Origin of the sequence: Massilia sp. BKSP1R2A-1, assembly GCF_050586525.1 — a bacterium.
In the GTDB taxonomy this organism is placed as follows: domain Bacteria; phylum Pseudomonadota; class Gammaproteobacteria; order Burkholderiales; family Burkholderiaceae_D; genus Telluria.
Genome location: NZ_JBOBRE010000009.1, coordinates 164,533 through 180,119, shown reverse-complemented (window position 1 = coordinate 180,119; position 15,587 = coordinate 164,533). Strand labels below are relative to the sequence as shown.

12 protein-coding genes are annotated in these 15,587 nt (G+C 67.1%); 9 read left to right on the top strand and 3 right to left on the bottom strand.

What is annotated here, in order from left to right; genetic code table 11:
• Window positions 1-185: 185 nt before the first annotated feature.
• The gene (locus ACQ7JA_RS15640) at window positions 186-1,688 is read left to right on the top strand and encodes a peptide MFS transporter (RefSeq protein WP_430899303.1); all 1,503 of its coding nucleotides are present in this window, start codon (window positions 186-188) and stop codon (window positions 1,686-1,688) included.
• Window positions 1,689-1,739: 51 nt separating this feature from the next.
• On the opposite strand, the gene ACQ7JA_RS15635 is transcribed toward ACQ7JA_RS15640, so the two are convergent.
• Complete coding sequence (locus tag ACQ7JA_RS15635; protein WP_430899301.1) at window positions 1,740-2,636, bottom strand: LysR substrate-binding domain-containing protein; 897 nt, start codon at window positions 2,634-2,636, stop codon at window positions 1,740-1,742.
• A 104-nt stretch (window positions 2,637-2,740) separates the two neighbouring features.
• Here ACQ7JA_RS15635 and ACQ7JA_RS15630 point away from each other — a divergent pair, with 104 nt between their 5' ends.
• Window positions 2,741-3,652 (top strand): NAD-dependent epimerase/dehydratase family protein, encoded by a 912-nt coding sequence (locus ACQ7JA_RS15630; RefSeq protein ID WP_430899299.1) that lies wholly within the window; start codon window positions 2,741-2,743, stop codon window positions 3,650-3,652.
• A gap of 101 nt (window positions 3,653-3,753) precedes the next feature.
• Complete coding sequence (locus tag ACQ7JA_RS15625) at window positions 3,754-4,710, top strand: IS1595 family transposase (protein ID WP_430899297.1); 957 nt, start codon at window positions 3,754-3,756, stop codon at window positions 4,708-4,710.
• A gap of 73 nt (window positions 4,711-4,783) precedes the next feature.
• Here the strand turns inward: ACQ7JA_RS15625 and ACQ7JA_RS15620 are convergent, their stop codons facing one another.
• The gene (locus ACQ7JA_RS15620; RefSeq protein ID WP_430899295.1) at window positions 4,784-7,051 is read right to left on the bottom strand and encodes an OPT family oligopeptide transporter; all 2,268 of its coding nucleotides are present in this window, start codon (window positions 7,049-7,051) and stop codon (window positions 4,784-4,786) included.
• Window positions 7,052-7,218: 167 nt separating this feature from the next.
• Between ACQ7JA_RS15620 and ACQ7JA_RS15615 the strand changes: the two genes are divergently transcribed.
• Together ACQ7JA_RS15615 and ACQ7JA_RS15610 are read left to right on the top strand one after the other, a co-directional pair.
• Window positions 7,219-9,636 carry a penicillin-binding protein 1A gene (locus ACQ7JA_RS15615; RefSeq protein ID WP_430899293.1) on the top strand — a complete coding sequence of 806 codons (2,418 nt, stop codon included), beginning with the start codon at window positions 7,219-7,221 and terminating at the stop codon, window positions 9,634-9,636.
• Between the two features lie 113 nt (window positions 9,637-9,749).
• On the top strand, window positions 9,750-10,109 hold the full coding sequence (locus ACQ7JA_RS15610; RefSeq protein WP_430899291.1) for a DUF1428 domain-containing protein: 360 nt from the start codon (window positions 9,750-9,752) through the stop codon (window positions 10,107-10,109).
• 12 nt (window positions 10,110-10,121) lie between these two features.
• Here ACQ7JA_RS15610 and ACQ7JA_RS15605 read toward each other — a convergent pair whose 3' ends face one another.
• On the bottom strand, window positions 10,122-11,378 hold the full coding sequence (locus ACQ7JA_RS15605; RefSeq protein WP_430899289.1) for an AMP-binding enzyme: 1,257 nt from the start codon (window positions 11,376-11,378) through the stop codon (window positions 10,122-10,124).
• A 204-nt stretch (window positions 11,379-11,582) separates the two neighbouring features.
• Here ACQ7JA_RS15605 and ACQ7JA_RS15600 point away from each other — a divergent pair, with 204 nt between their 5' ends.
• From ACQ7JA_RS15600 to ACQ7JA_RS15585, 4 genes are all read left to right on the top strand, one after another.
• Complete coding sequence (locus ACQ7JA_RS15600) at window positions 11,583-11,972, top strand: PAS domain-containing protein (protein WP_430899287.1); 390 nt, start codon at window positions 11,583-11,585, stop codon at window positions 11,970-11,972.
• Window positions 11,973-11,978: 6 nt separating this feature from the next.
• Window positions 11,979-13,364 carry a diguanylate cyclase gene (locus ACQ7JA_RS15595; protein WP_430899285.1) on the top strand — a complete coding sequence of 462 codons (1,386 nt, stop codon included), beginning with the start codon at window positions 11,979-11,981 and terminating at the stop codon, window positions 13,362-13,364.
• Window positions 13,354-15,123, top strand: coding sequence for a putative bifunctional diguanylate cyclase/phosphodiesterase (locus tag ACQ7JA_RS15590; protein WP_430899283.1), 1,770 nt, complete (start codon window positions 13,354-13,356; stop codon window positions 15,121-15,123). Before ACQ7JA_RS15595 ends, ACQ7JA_RS15590 begins: the two co-directional genes overlap by 11 nt.
• Window positions 15,124-15,246: 123 nt before the next feature.
• The gene (locus ACQ7JA_RS15585) at window positions 15,247-15,546 is read left to right on the top strand and encodes a hypothetical protein (protein ID WP_430899281.1); all 300 of its coding nucleotides are present in this window, start codon (window positions 15,247-15,249) and stop codon (window positions 15,544-15,546) included.
• Window positions 15,547-15,587 lie beyond the last annotated feature (41 nt).

The window sequence follows — 15,587 nt, the reverse complement described above, 5'->3', positions numbered from 1 at the left end:
CGCCCCGATTCGGCGCATTCCATGAGGCAGAGCGCACTGCCGCAGCGCGTCAATACCACATCTGGAAAAAGTTCGCTTGCGATGACCGATTTACACTAAAATGCGTGCCAACTGGAATTTCCGTGCATACGGCAGTCCCATTAAAAAAACGATCGCGTTCAGATAACTATTTCGGGAGGAACCGCATGAGCGGTGCAGCTACTTCAGCCAAGGGACCAATCCCAGAATTCAAGCAGATCATGGGCCATCCAGCGCCATTGTGGATGCTGTTCATGACCGAATTCTGGGAACGCTTCGCGTTCTACGGCATTCGTTGGGCCCTGGTGCTCTATATCGTCGCCCAGTTCTACGAGGGCAGTTCGGTGGGCCAGGCCGACGCCAACCTGACCTACGGTTCCTACCTTGCGCTGGTCTATGCCGGCGCCGTCTTCGGCGGCTACATCGCCGACCGCGTCATCGGCTACCAACGCTCGATCCTCGTCGGCGCGGTCTTCATGGCGGCCGGCCTGTTCATGATCACCGTCCCCAACCAGGACCTGTTCAAGCTCGGCCTGGCGACCATCATCGTCGGTAACGGCATGTTCAAGCCGAACATCTCGGCGATGGTCGGCCAGCTCTACGCGCTGAACGACACCCGCCGCGATTCGGGCTTCACCATCTTCTACATGGGCATCAACGCCGGCGCCTTCATCTCGCCGATCCTGACCCAGCAGCTGGCCCAGAACGTGTTCAACACCGGCGACACCCCGGCCTACAAGATCGTGTTCTTCGCCTCCGGCATCGGCATGCTGATCTCGCTGGTCTGGTTCTACATCGGCCGCGCCCAGCTCAAGGGCATCGGCGCGCCGGTCGGCGAACTGGCCAGCCCGAAGCGCCTGATCGGCGTGGTCCTCGGCTCGATCGTGGTGATCCCGGGCGTCTACCTGCTGCTGCAGGCCGGCGCCAACAACCTGCAGATCGTGCTGTCGGTCCTGTTCATCGTGCTGGCCCTGATGCTGATCGTCGAAGGCGTCCGCGAAGGTAAAGTCGCGCGCGACAAGACCATCGCCATGATGATCATCTTCTTCTTCAACATCCTGTTCTGGTGCTTCTTCGAGCAGGCAGGCAGCTCCTTCACCTTCCTGGCCGACCAGATCGTCAACCGCAACTTCGGCGACTGGACCTTCCCGGTGGCCTGGTTCCAGTCGGTGAACTCGATCGCCATCATCGTCTGCGCACCGATCATCGCGATGATCTGGGTCGCCATGGGCAAGCGCAATGTGAACCCGTCGATCCCGCGCAAGTTCGGCCTCGGCATCATCTTCAACGGCCTGGCCTTCGGCCTGCTGATGTTCGCGCTGGTCCAGCTGATCGACGACCAGGGCAAGATCCCGTTCTGGACCCTGTTCGCGGTCTACGTGGTGCAGTCGATCGGTGAGCTGTGCCTGTCGCCGATCGGCCTGTCGATGGTCACCAAGCTGGCCCCGACCCGCCTCGTCGGCCTGGGCATGGGCGGCTGGTTCCTGTCGACCGGTATCGGCAACAACCTGTCGGGCATCTTCGCCTCCCACGTGTCGGGCGAGACCGGCATGTCGGTCGCCTCGGCGCTCGACGGCTACACCTTCGGCTTCTGGATCCTGCTGGGCGGCGGCGTGCTGCTGTTCCTGCTGGCCCCGCTCATCCAGAAACTGATGCACGGCGTGAAGTAAGCGCCTCCGCTTCAGACAAGGACGGCAGCCCTCGGGCTGCCGTTTTTCGTTCTACGCCCCCAGCGTCGCGCGCATCTCCTCCATCTCCGCCACCATCCACTCCCGGAAGCGCCGCACCTTCAGCATCTGCTCCTTGTGCGGATTGGCGAGGAACTTGTAGCCGTAGTCGAACGGCGCGCTGCGGCAGGGGATCTGGCGCAGCGCGCCGGAAGCGATGTCCTGGCAGGCGATCCCGTAGGGGACCAGGGCCACGCCCTGCCCCGCCACCGCCGCCTGCACCAGCACGCCCCAATGGCTGTAGCCGCGCGAGAAATCGTACTTGCCCTTCAAGGCCCGGTTTTCGTTGAGCAGCTGCAGCCAGCGCTCGGGCGACTGCTCGACCAGCAGCTTGTGGCGCGGCAGGTCCGCCAGCGTCAAGCCTTCCTGGCCCGGCCCCAGGAGCTCCGGACTGTAGACCGGCACCAGGCGCTCATGAAACAGCACCGCCGGGTCGCCGTCGCGCACGGGTCCATAGCGCACCGCCACGTCGGTGCTGTCGGCCTGCAGGTCCACCGGCGCGTCGTTCGAATCGATGCGGATGTCGAGCTCCGGATAGAGCTTGGTGAACCGGTGCATGCGCGGCACCAGCCATTTGATCGCGAAGGAATGCGTGGTCGAGATGCGCAGCACCGCCTCCTCGTCGCCGACCTGCAGCGCCGCCACCTTGGCGCGCAGCTCTCCCAGCATGCGGGCGGTGGCAATCGCCAGTTCCTGGCCCTTTTCGGTCAGGGCGATGTGGCGCGGATGGCGCACGAACAGCGGGAAGCCCACGTTCTCCTCCAGCTGCTTGACCTGCAGGCTCACCGCTGCGGGGGTCTTGTGCAGCTCCTGGGCCGCCAGTTTGAAGCTGCCCCAGCGGGCCGCGCACTCGAAATCGATCAGGCCCGAGAGGCTGCGGAGCGCCTTCATGACGCCCCCATGCATAAGTTTTTCTTATTCAAAGCCTGTACTTTTTCTCAGTTGATGGATTTTGCTGCTTTGCAGAAAATATACTCGATCTCACAAGGAATATCATGCCCAAGCATAGTTTGGTGATCGGCGGAACACGCTTCTTCGGCAAGCTCCTCGTGCAGCGCCTGCTGCGCGCAGGCCATCGCGTGACCATTGCCACCCGGGGCTACGCGCCCGACCCCTTCGGCAGCCGCATCGAACGCGTCCGCGTCGACCGCCGCAACGAACACGCCATGCGCAACGCCTTCCGCGATGCAACATTCGATATCGTCTACGACCAGATGTGCTACTCGCCGCTGGACGCTGCGATCTCCACCCGCGTCTTCGCCGGCAAGGTCAGGCGCTACATCATGACCTCGACCATCGACGCCTACCGTGGCCTCGAGTCCACGGGCCGCCCCTTGCGCGAGTCCGACCTGGCCGTCCACGCCCAGCGCATCGATACCGGCTACCCCTGGCACGACCCGCAACGCGCAACCGAAAGCTATATCGCCGGCAAGGTGCAGGCAGAAGCCTACCTGGTGCGCGACGGCAGCCTGCCGCTGGTGACCGTGCGCCTCGCCCACGTGCTCGGCGGCCCCGAGGATTTCACGGGGCGCCTGGCCTACTACGTCGACCTGGTGCGCCAGGGCGGCACCTTGCGCTATGCGAATCCACAGGCCAGGGTCTCCTTCATGGAAGCGGCCGGCGCCGCCGATTTCCTGGCCTGGGCCGGCGCCCAGGACTTCACGGGGCCGGTCAACGCCGGCGCCGAGGAGCCGCTGTCGGCCTACGACCTGCATGCGCGCGTGGCCCGGGTGCTCGACGAATCCGCGCACAGCGTGCAGGTCGCGCAGGCCGGCGGCTCGCCCTTCGACTTCGCCCAGCCGCTGGTGCTCGACACCACCCGCGCGCGCGCCCTCGGCTACCGCTTCGGCCACACCGACGAGTGGCTGGACGACACCATCCGCCACCACGACCTGGCCTTCATCTAAAGGCCGGCCACAAAAAAAAGGCTGTGTTCGCGGTCGTTGGGTGAACCAAATCGTGTTGTCGAAGTCTTACGCATCGTTGAGTTAACTCATCTGGAGTGACGATGCAAGGCCTGAGCTTTGACGAATTGTTCGCATTCTTGTCCGCGGCGCCATTGTGCAGCACCGATCTGGCCCGCCTGCGAGCGTGGATCGACAGCGTCCGCGACCCGGCCGAGTGCCTGGCGCTCATCGAGGCGGCCGCGGCAGGCCGGCCATGTCCGCATTGTGCTGGCGCGCGCCTGCACCGGTCGGGCTTCGCCAGCGGCCTGCAGCGGTTTCGTTGCCTGGGCTGCCGCCGTTCCTTCAATGCGCTGACCGGCACGCCGCTGGCCCGGCTGCGCAAGCGCGCGTGCTGGCTGCCATATATCCAGTGCTTGCTGGAATCGCGCACCGTGCGCGACGCGGCGCTCGCCACCGGCGTGCATCGCACCACCAGCTTCCGGTGGCGCCACCGCTTCGCGCCGGGCGCCGCGCGCCACCGGCCGGCGGCCTTGTCGGCGATCGTCGAGGCCGACGAAACCTATCGGCTGGAATCGCAGAAGGGATCGCGCACGTTGACACGTCCGCCACGCAAGCGCGGCGGCGCTGCCCGGCGACGCGGCATCAACCGCGAGCATGACTGCCTGCTGGTAGCGCGCGACCGCAGTGGTGCCACGCTGGACTTTCATACCGGCCGTGGTCCTGTGACTGCGGCGCAGCTACGCGCCTGCCTGCAGCCAGTGCTGCCCGGCGACGTGCTGCTCATCAGCGATGGCGCGGCTGCCTATGCCCGGTTTGCCGCCGACGCCGGAATCACGCATGAGTCCATCAATGTCCGCGCGGGCCGGCGCGCACGCGGCGCGATCCACATCCAGAACGTCAATGGCTGGCACAGCCGCTTCAAGAACTGGCTCGTGCGTTTCAAGGGCGTGGCCAGCCGCTACCTGGCGAACTACTCGGGATGGCAGCGCTTACTGGACGCGCAAACGTTGCATACACCAGCTCAGTGGTTATCAACTGCGGTACGACAAGGCAAGTAGAGGCAACCGCGAAAGCATAGTTAACGCGAACACAGCCAAGAAAAATGGCCCGGATCACCGGGCCATTCGTTAATCAGCGTTTCGCCTTTTCCCGCGCCACCCAGAACAGCAGCACGATGATCAGAGCATAGGGAATCAGGGTCAGCAGGTTCGCATTCGGCCCCGCAAAGAAGGGATTCGCGCTTTCGGCCCATTTCGCCATATTGCTGTCGAAGTCGGTCAGCACGCCCGCCGTGATGGCGATGATGATGCCGGCCAGCGCACCGCCCGCGATATAGCCCGAGGCCAGCAGGGTGCCCCAGCTGCGGTCGCCCGCCGCCTGGCGCTCTTCCTCGTTCAGCTTCGCATACTGCGGCAGCTTGCTGTTGCGGCGGTCGGCGACCCAGCGAACCAGGCCGCCCACGGCGATCGGCAGGGTCGACACCAGCGGCAGGTAGACGCCGACGGTGAAGGCCAGCGATGCGATGCCCGCCATCTCCAGCACCACCGAGATCATCACGCCGAACAGCACCAGGGTCCAGGGCAGCTGCTGGTCGAGGATGCCCTTGATGATGTAGGACATGAGCACGGCCTTGGGCGCGTCGTACTTCTTCACCTCGGTGCCGTCCGGACGGGTCTTATGGGTGCCGTTGATGCCCGGGTCGACCAGGTAGACCACCTTGCCGTCGTTCGCCACCAGGTACTTGCCGGCCGGGCCGCCGACGGTGTCGGTCTTCTGCCAGACCTTGTAGGTATTGGCGTCGCTCGCCGCTTGCGGGCCTTGCAGCTGCGCGGTCTGGGTCAGTTTCGAGGCGTCGACCGTGAGGTTCGGCGCAACCTGGGCGGCCGGCACGTAGACGGTGCCCGCGTCGTTCAGCTTCAGCAGGATCGGGCCCAGGATCAGGGCGGAAGCAAAGGCGCCGCACAGGATCGCGTACTGCTGCATGCGCGGGGTCGAGCCGACCAGGAAGCCGGTCTTCAGGTCCTGCGAGGTGGTGCCGGCATTGCTGGCCGCGATGCAGACGATGGCGCCGACCGACAGCGCGGTCACGTAGTACTGGCCGCCGGTCCAGCCCATCACCAGGAAGATCAGGCAGGTGAACAGCAGGGTCGCCACCGCCATCCCCGAGATCGGGTTCGAGGACGAGCCGACTTCGCCGGTGAGGCGCGAGGAAACGGTCGCGAACAGGAAACCGAACACCAGGATCAGGAGCGCGCCCAGAAGGTTCATGTGCAGCGGCGTGGCCACGGTGATGATGGCGATGATGGCCAGGCAGCCGATCAGGACCCACTTCATCGGAATGTCGCGGTCGGTGCGCAGCGACGCATCCGCGCTGCTGGACTGCTTGACGCCCGCGAGGCCCGCGCTGAGGCTCTTCCAGATCATGGGCATCGAGCGCACCAGCGAGATCAGGCCGGCGGCGGCCACCGCGCCCGCGCCGATGTAGAGCACGTAGGCGTTGCGGATCTCGTCCGGCGACATGTCGCGGATCAGGGTCGTGCCGGGCGAGAGCGGCACGGTCAGGGCGTCACCGAAGAATTTGATCATCGGGATGAGCAGCAGATAGGACAGCACGCCGCCCGCCGCCATGGTGAAGGCGATGCGCGGGCCGATGATGTAGCCCACGCCCAGCAGTTCGGGCGAGACTTCCGCGCCGGCCGAGCCGCCCTTGAGCGGCGCGGCGAATTCGAAGTTGACGGTGTCCTTCCAGCCCTTGAAGGACACGCTCAGGGTCTTGTACAGCAGGCCGATGCCGAAGCCGCCGAAGATGATGGCGGCGCGGCGGCGCGCGTCCTTCTCGGCATCCGAACCGGCTTCGCGCTGCTCTCCCGCCGCGTCGCGCGAGACGTCGGTGGCGGCGGCCTTGAGCACCTCGGCGCAGGCCGTGCCTTCCGGGTATTTCAGTTCGCCGTGCTTGTCGACGATCATGGTGCGGCGCATGGGGATCATCATGAGAATGCCCAGCAGGCCGCCCAGCACGCCGACCAGCATCACGCGCGAGATCTCCAGGTCGAAGCCCAGAATCAGGATCGCCGGCATGGTCACGCCCAGGCCGAAGGCCAGCGATTCGCCTGCGGAGCCGGCGGTCTGGGTGATGCTGTTCTCCAGGATGGTCGATTCGCGCGCGCCCATCTTGCGCGCCAGGCCGAACAGAGTGATCGCGATGACGGCGACGGGAATCGAGGCGCTGACCGTGAGGCCGACCTTGAGCACGAGGTAGAGCGAGGAGGCGCCGAACACCATGCCCAGCACCACGCCCATGATCAGGGCGCGCAGCGTCATTTCGGGGAGGTGGGCGCCGGCGGGAATATAGGGTTTGAAGACGCCCGGCTTGGCGCCGGATGGTGAATCGTAAGGCATCGGGATTCCTTCGGAATGCATACTTGGGCAGGACTGAAGGCGTGACTATCGCACATGCCGAAATGGAATGAAAGCGCTAAAACGGCAATTCCTGGGGTTACAATGGGCCGGCCGCGGCCTTCGCCGCAGCGCAACATCGACAGCAATACAGCAGCGAGAGACCCGTTTTGACCAAGTCCACCCAGCCGCCCGAGAAGACCCCCAAGCGCCCGAGCCTATTACGCCGCATCCGCGGCATCATCTTCCTGCTCCTCGCAGCCGGCATCCTGCTTGCGACCGGCGCGGCCATCTACGTGATGAGCGTGATCCTGCCGAACGTGCCGAAGATCGACGCCGTCCTCGACTACCGGCCCAAGATCCCGCTGCGCGTCTACACGGCCGACAATTACCTGATCGGGGAATTCGGCGTCGAGCGGCGCGACTTCGTGCCGATCGCGAAGATCCCGACGCGCATGAAGCAGGCCCTGCTCGCCATCGAGGACGCCCACTTCTACGAACACCACGGCATCGACTGGAAGGGCGCCGCGCGTGCCGTGGCGACCAATCTGCGCGAGGGCTTCGGCGCGGGCGGCGCCTCGACCATCACCATGCAGGTGGCGCGCAACTTCTTCCTCACGAAGGAGAAGGTCCTGTCGCGCAAGTTCACCGAGATCGCCCTCGCCTACCGCATCGAGGATGCGCTCACCAAGGACCAGATCCTCGAGCTGTACATGAACCAGATCTTCCTCGGCAACCGCTCCTACGGATTCTCGAGCGCGGCGCGCAGCTACTTCGGCAAGCCGCTCGACGAGTTGAGCTGGGCGGAAACGGCCATGCTGGCCGGCCTGCCGCAGAACCCTTCGCGCCACAACCCGGTCGCCAACCCCAAGCGCGCGCAGCAGCGCCAGCACGCGGTGCTCAAGCGCCTCCATGAGCTCGGACAGATCACCGAAGCCGAGTATCAGCAGGCCCTGCGCGAACCGCTGCGCATCAGGCGCGGCGGCCAGACCTTCGACACCAAGGCCGACTACGTGGCGGAACTTGCGCGCCAGGCCGTGTTCTCCCAGTTCGGCGAAGAGGCCTACGAGCGCGGCATCGTGGTCACCACGACCATCCTGAAAGCCGAGCAGGACGCGGCCTACGAATCGGTGCGCCGCAACGTGATGGACTACGACCAGCGCCACGGCTACCGCGGGCCGGAAGCGCGCATCGAGCTGCCGCAGGATGCGGCCGAGCGCGAGGAAGCGATCATCGAGGCCTTGCAGAAGCGTCCCAACAGCGACGGCCTGATCCCGGCGGTGGTGCTGGCCGCCTCGCCCCAGCGCGTGGTCGTCGAGACCCCGAGCGGCGACGAAGTGACCATCGAAGGCGCGGGCCTGAAATTCGCCGCGCGCGGCCTGGCGGCAAATGCCAGGGAAAGCTTCCGCATCGCGCCGGGCGCCGTGGTGCGCATCAGCCAGCGCGGAAAAGACGGCAAGGAATGGGCCTTGACCCAGGTGCCGCAGGTGGCCGCCGCCTTCGTGGCGCTCGACGCCGAAACCGGCGCCTACCACGCCCTGGTCGGCGGCTTCGACTACAACCTGCAGAAGTTCAACCACGTGACCCAGGCCTGGCGCCAGCCCGGTTCCGCGATCAAGCCCTTCGTCTATGCGGCGGCGCTGGACAAGGGCTATTCGCCGGGCACGCGCATCCTCGACGAACCGCTCGACATGCCGGGCGAGAACGCCGGCGAGACCTGGTCGCCGCAGAACGACGACGGCGTCTTCGATGGCCCGATCACCATGCGCTACTCGCTCGCGCATTCGAAGAACGTCACCACCGTGCGCCTGATCCGGGCGCTCGGGGTCGACTATACCCACGACTACCTCGGCCGCTTCGGCTACGACCTGGCGCGCCATCCGAAGAACCTGACCATGGCCCTGGGCACCGGCGCCGTCACGCCGCTGCAGATGGCCGGCGCCTACGCGGTGTTCGCCAACGGCGGCTACCGCGTCAAGCCCTACCTGATCGCCCAGATCCGCGACGGCAACGGCACGATCCTGGCGGAGACCAGGCCGCCCGCAGCGCGCCAGGACGCAGACCGGGTGCTCGATGCGCGCACCTCCTGGGTCACCGACAGCATGCTGCGCGACGTCACCCGCTACGGCACCGGCGCCGCCTCGGTGAAGAAGCTCGGCCGCCTTGATATCGCCGGCAAGACCGGCACCACCAGCGACGCCATCGACGGCTGGTTCGCCGGCTACGGCGGCAAGGTGGTGGCGGTGGCCTGGATGGGTTACGACGAACCGCGCTCGCTGGGCGGCCGCGAGTTCGGCGCGACCCTCGCCCTGCCGATCTGGATCGACTACATGCGGGTGGCGCTCGCGAAGGTGCCGGTCCAGGACGCGACGCTCGAGCCGGAAGGCGTGGTGCGCGAGAACGACGACTGGGTGTTCGAGGAATTCGTCGAGCGGCCGGACCTGCGCGCCATCGACATCGACCCGGGGCCGGACAACCCGGCGCCGGTGGCGGACCCGCTGACCGGGGAAGAAACGCCGGCGCCTCCGGCCCCACCTCCGGCGCCGACGCCCACGCCCACGCCGCCGCAGACCAGTCCCCTGTTCTGATGCTATCTTGATCCGTGTTCGCGCAAGCTTCGTTTCGTTTGCGGGAACCCGGCGGCGCCGTGCCGGTCTGTCATGGACGCTGCACATCCACCCACAATCCCGAGGAGAACAGCATGGCCTATGTCGATGGTTTCGTCCTGCCACTTCCCAAAGCCAATCTCGAGCGCTACCGCGAGATGGCCAACCTGGCCGCCACTGTCTGGCGCGAACACGGTGCGCTGGAATACCGCGAGTGCATCGCCGACGACGTCAAGCCCGGCAAGCTGACCTCCTTCCCGCAGAGCGTCAACCTGCAGGAAGACGAGACCGTGGTGTTCGCCTGGATCGTCTACGAATCGCGCGCAAAACGCGACGAGGTCAACGACAAGGTCATGAAAGATCCGCGCCTGGCCCCGATGATGTCACCCGATGGCCTGCCCTTCGACGGCAAGCGCATGTTCTGGGGCGGTTTCGAGATGTTCGTCGACCGCTGAACGGGGCCGGGCTCAGGCCCAGGCATCGATGATCCAGTCGGTCAGCTTGCCGCTGGCCTGGCGCGGCAGCGCGGGGCCGAAGGAATACGCTGCCGGGCGCTCCGGAGCCGGGAGGCGTTGCGCGATCCACGCGGTCAGCTCGGTGCGCAGCGTAACGGCATCGCAAGCTGCGCCCTCGCGCGGCACGACGAAGGCCTTGAGGCGCCGACCTTCGTCGGGCCGCATGAGGCGCACGCTGGCCTCCCCAACCTGGGGATGCAAGCGCAGCACGTCGGCCACGTAGGCCGGGAACACGTTGATGCCGCCGACCTGCACGGCCTGGTCCACCCGGCCGGCCGGGCGAAAGCGGTCGAGCCCCTGCCATTCCAGCTTGTCCTGGAGGGCGACGCGCAGGCTGCCGCCGTCCGCCATTTGTCGGGTCAAGGTCTGGGCGCCTTCGGGGTTCGTCTCGCCGCGTCGCCAGTAAGGAAAGAGGCGGTAATCCTCGTCCGGCCCGTCGCGCCAGCCGATGCCGGCGGTTTCGCTGCTGCCATATACCTGCAGCAGGCGTTCGATGCCGGCCGCCTGCACGGCGCGCGCCACCTCGTCAGGGCATGGCGCGGTCGAGCTCACACCCGCAATCCCGCGCGGCAGGCTGCCCGCCACCGGCGCGAAGGTGCGCCAGAAGTCGGGAAAGCCCACCACGAGATCGCCCGGCAGCAGCCGGCGCGCCACCGCGCCGGGCGACGCGCCGCGCAGGTCGTGCACGTTCGACGCGTCGAGGCCCAATGCGCGCGGCAGCAGCACGGTGAACAGGAAGCCGTAGATGTGGTGCGAGGCCACCAGGCTCACAACGCGACGCGTCCCGGCACACAGGCCGGCCAGCACCGATGCCTCCCGTTCGAGTTCGGCCAGCGCATGCGGGCAATCCTTGGGCGCGCCGGAACTGCCCGAAGTGCGAAACACCATGCGTTCGACCTTGCCCGTGGCGCCCGCCAGGCCCGCGCTGACCGCATCGACCCAGGCGTCCAGACGCGGATTGGCCAGCACCCGGTCTTCGCCGATGCAGCCGATCGCCAGCACCTGCTCCATCGCGGTCGCCAGGCCCAGCAATTCCAGCGAATCGGCGCCCAGGTCCGCAGCCAGGTCGAACCCGGGCGGCCAGGGCAGCGCGGGGCGGGGCTGGCCGGGACGCATCAGCGCCAGCTCGCCGCCCAGCAGGTCGGACACCACCCGTACGAGCGTCGGCCGGTGCGCCCACCAGTTGCGGGAAGCGGTCAATACAGTCATGATTTAAAACGGAAAACCGGAAGCGCTGATGGTGCCGCCGATGTCCGCGGCTGTCAATCGGTGGGGCGATGTGAGGCAAAAAGCGTGTTTGACAACGTAAACTGTCACAAAAATGGTCCGCACAATTGACAGGACGCTGGGCTCCATGCCAACATCAATTTCCTCAAATCAATTTATTTCCTAATTTCAATTGGAGTACCTTCCATGAGCGCATTCTTGTCGTTTTCTTCGGCCGACCTGGCCACGCAACTCGACCAGTGCACCCCGGAGCAACTCGACCAGCTCGACTTCGGCGTGATCGGCTTCGACGCCGACAGCAATGTTCAGCGCTATAACGCCTTCGAGTCTCAGGCTGCCGGCCTGTCGCCGCAGCGCGTGCTCGGCCAGCCCCTGTTCACCAATGTCGCGCCCTGCCTGAACAACTTCATGGTCGCCCAGCGCTTCGAGGATGCCCAGGAAGACGGCAGCCAGCTCGACGACACCATCGACTACGTGCTCACCCTGCGCATGCGCCCGGTGAAAGTGGCCCTGCGCCTGCTGGCCAGCCCGGCCACCCGCAACCGCTACGTGCTGGTGCAGCGCCAGCCGCGCTGATTCCCCATGACCGGACCGGCGCACGACCACCACGGCCAGGCCAGCGAAGCCGCGCAGCTGCGCGCGGACTACGAGGCCCTGATCCAGTTCCTCTACCTGGCCCCGGTGGGCCTGGTGCAGGCCGAGAGCGACGGCAGCATCGTCATGATGAACCCGATCTCGGCCCAGCTCCTGATGCCGCTCTCGCGCGACGGCGGCCTGGACAACCTGTTCACCGCCCTTGACAGCGTCGCGCCCGACCTGCGCTACCTGTGCGACCAGTACACCCTGCCGTCCGGCAAGATCTGCGACGGGCTGCACGCGCACCTGAACGCGGGCGGCGCGGGCGGCGCGGGCAAAAAGATCCCGCAGATCCTGTCCATCACCCTGCTGAAGCTCGATGCGACGCGCCTGATGGCGGTGATCGACGACGTCACCATGCAGGTGCGCCGCGAACGCCAGCTGCGCCAGAGCGACGCCTGGCTCAACGCCATCCTGACCGGCATCGCCGACTACGCCCTGGTGGGACTGGACGCGCGCGGCGCCATCACCGAGTGGAACCCGAGCATCGGCCGCGTGACCGGCTTCGGCGAGGAGGCCGTTGGCCAGCCCTACTCGATCTTCTATCCGCCTGACGCGATGACGCTCGAGCACCTGCACGACCGCCTGCGCGACGCCGACAAGGACGGCTGGAGCATGGACGAGGGCAAGCGCATGCGCGCCGACGGCAGCGCCTTCTGGGGCAGCGCGATGATCGCGCCGCTGCCGGACCGCGAGCCGCTCGATGACGCCTGCGCCCCGGCCTATTGCCTGATCCTGCGCGACATCACCGACAAGCAGGGCGCCATCGAGCGCCGCCGCCGCGAAGCCTTCGGCGACCACCTCACGGGCCTGGCGAACCGCCGCGCCTTTTTTGAGGCCGCCGAACAGGAACTGGTGCGCAGCCGCACGGTGCCGCGTCCGACCGCGGTGATCGCCTTCGACGCCGACCACTTCAAGGCCATCAACGACCGCCACGGCCACCCTGGCGGCGACGCCGTCCTCCAGCACCTGGCTGGCATCCTGGCCGAGACCTTCCGCGAAGTCGACGTGGTGGCGCGCATCGGCGGCGAGGAATTCGCCGTGCTGCTGCCCTCGACCGACCTGCCGCGCGCGTCGGTGGTGGCGGAGCGCCTGCGCGCCATCGTCGCGTCCAGCGTGGTGGAATTCGATGGCAGCCGGATCCGCTACACCGTGAGCGCGGGCGTCGCCTGTTTGCTGGACGGCGAAGGCGGCATCGACCTGCTGCTCAAGCGCGCCGACCAGGCCATGTACGCCGCCAAGCGCGCGGGACGCAACCGCGTCGAGCGCTGGCGCCCGGAACTGGCCGGTTTGCCCACTCCCCCGGCCGAAGGAGAACGCGATGCAGCCTGATCCGAGCGACGCCTACGAAGCGCTGGTGCAGTTCCTGTACCGCGCGCCGATCGGGCTGGCCCAGGCCGGCATCGAGGGCGCCATCGACATGCTCAATCCGATGGCCTCCAGCCTTCTGATGCCGGTCGCCCGCGACACCGGCTTCGACAACCTGTTCGCTGTGCTGGCCCCGATCGCCCCTCAGCTCGAGCAGATGGCGCGCGATTTCGCCGAGCCCTCGGGGGTGATTTGCGAGGGCGTGCGCGCGATGCTGCCGCCCGAGATGACGGCGCCCGGCAGCCCGCATGTGCTGGCCATCAGCCTGATGAAGCTCGATAGCGAGCGGCTGATGGCCGTGGTAACCGACGCCACACAGGAAGTCATGCGCGAGCAGGAGGTGCTGTCGCGCCGCCTGCGCAGCGCGGCCCGTACCGACTCCCTGACCCGCATGCCGAACCGCGAGGCGGTGCGCGAACAGCTGCAGCAACTGGTAGGGCGCAATGCCGCCGCCACGGCAGCGGCCGGCGAGTTTGCCGTGCTGTTCATGAACTGCGACCGCTTCCGCCGCCTCAACGACACGCTCGGCCAGGCCGCCGGCGACGCGCTGCTGGTGCAGATCGCCGAACGCATCCGCGGCGCCCTGCGCCCGCCGAGCGACCACATCGCCCCGAGCGGCGGGGCCGGCCAGCTGGCCGCGCGCGTCGGCGGCGACGAGTTCGTGGTGGTGCTCGACGGTATGCGCTCCCTGGAAGACGCCGAGCGCGTCGCGACCCGCCTGCTCGATGCGCTGGCGCGCCCCTTCCGGGTGCAGGGCCAGGAAGTCGTGTGCGGCGCCAGCCTGGGCCTGGCCTGGGGCGCGGCCGGCGCCGTGGATGCCGACGAGGTCCTGCGCGACGCCGGCATCGCCATGCTGGAAGCCAAGCGCGCCGGCGGCGGACGCCAGCAGGTATTCGAGGCCGCGATGCGCGAGCGCGCCGAGCGCCGCGCCGGCATCGAAGCCGAGCTGCGCCAGGCCATCGTGGAAGAGCAGCTGTTCGTGGTCTACCAGCCGGTGGTCGGCCTGAAACCGGACGGCGGCACCGACCATGCAGCCGGCGTGGAAGCGCTGGTGCGCTGGCGCCATCCGACGCGCGGCATCGTCCCGCCGGTCGACTTCATCACGGTCGCCGAAGAGTGCGGCCTGATTGGCCCGGTCGGCGACTTCGTGCTCGAACGTTCCTGCCGCGATTTCCTGGACTGGCGCGCCCGCCTGGGCGAGCGTGCGCCACGCCTGATCGCCGTGAACCTGTCGCGCGCCCAGCTGGGCCAGCCCGGCTGGATCGATACCGTGCGCCGCATCCTGCTGGCGACCGGGATGCCGCCCGAGGCCCTGCAACTCGAGGTCACCGAGAGCCTCGCGGCCCAGGACCAGGACATCCAGGCGCGCCTGCACGAGCTCAAGGCGCTCGGCGTCAAGCTGGCGCTGGACGACTTCGGCACCGGCTATTCCTCGCTCTCGAGCCTGCATCTGCTGCCGGTCGACACGGTCAAGATCGACCGCTCCTTCGTCAGCCAGTCCGACACCAGCGCCCACCACCGCGTGCTGATCGAGGCGACCGTCAAGGTGGCGCAAAGCCTGGGCATGAAGACCGTGGCCGAAGGCATCGAGACCGCGTCGCAGGCGGACGTGGTGCGCGCCCTGTGCTGCGCCAAGGGCCAGGGCTACCTGTTCAGCCGCCCGCTGCCGTCGAGCGATCTGCTGGCCTGGCTGGAGAACCACGAGGAAACGCTGCCGGCCTGACAGGGCCGGCGAGCTTGAGCCGTACGTACGCCTGATCCTACACCCGATAAAGTCCTGATCCTATTTCAAGCACACGGACGTCCTCGCATGATGGCGACACCCATCCAAACGAGGAGAATACAAATGAAGAGCACTTACCACGGCGCCCTGCTGGGCGGCCTCCTGGCCCTGTCCCTGGCAGCATGCAGCTCGACCGGCACCGACGGCACTTCGACGAACGGCACCTCGTCGTCGTCGATGAGTTCGGGCAGCACCGGCACCACCGGCGCATCGGGTAGCAGCGGCACCAACACCGGCACCACCAATAGCGACGCGGCCACCGGCAACGGCACCGGCACCAGCTCATCGACCACCACGCCGACCACGACGCCGACCACCAATTCGACCACCACGAATTCGACGACCTCGGGCGCCGGCCGCTAAGCCTCCCCCGTATTGCCGCAGCCAGGCTGCGCGACCGGTCA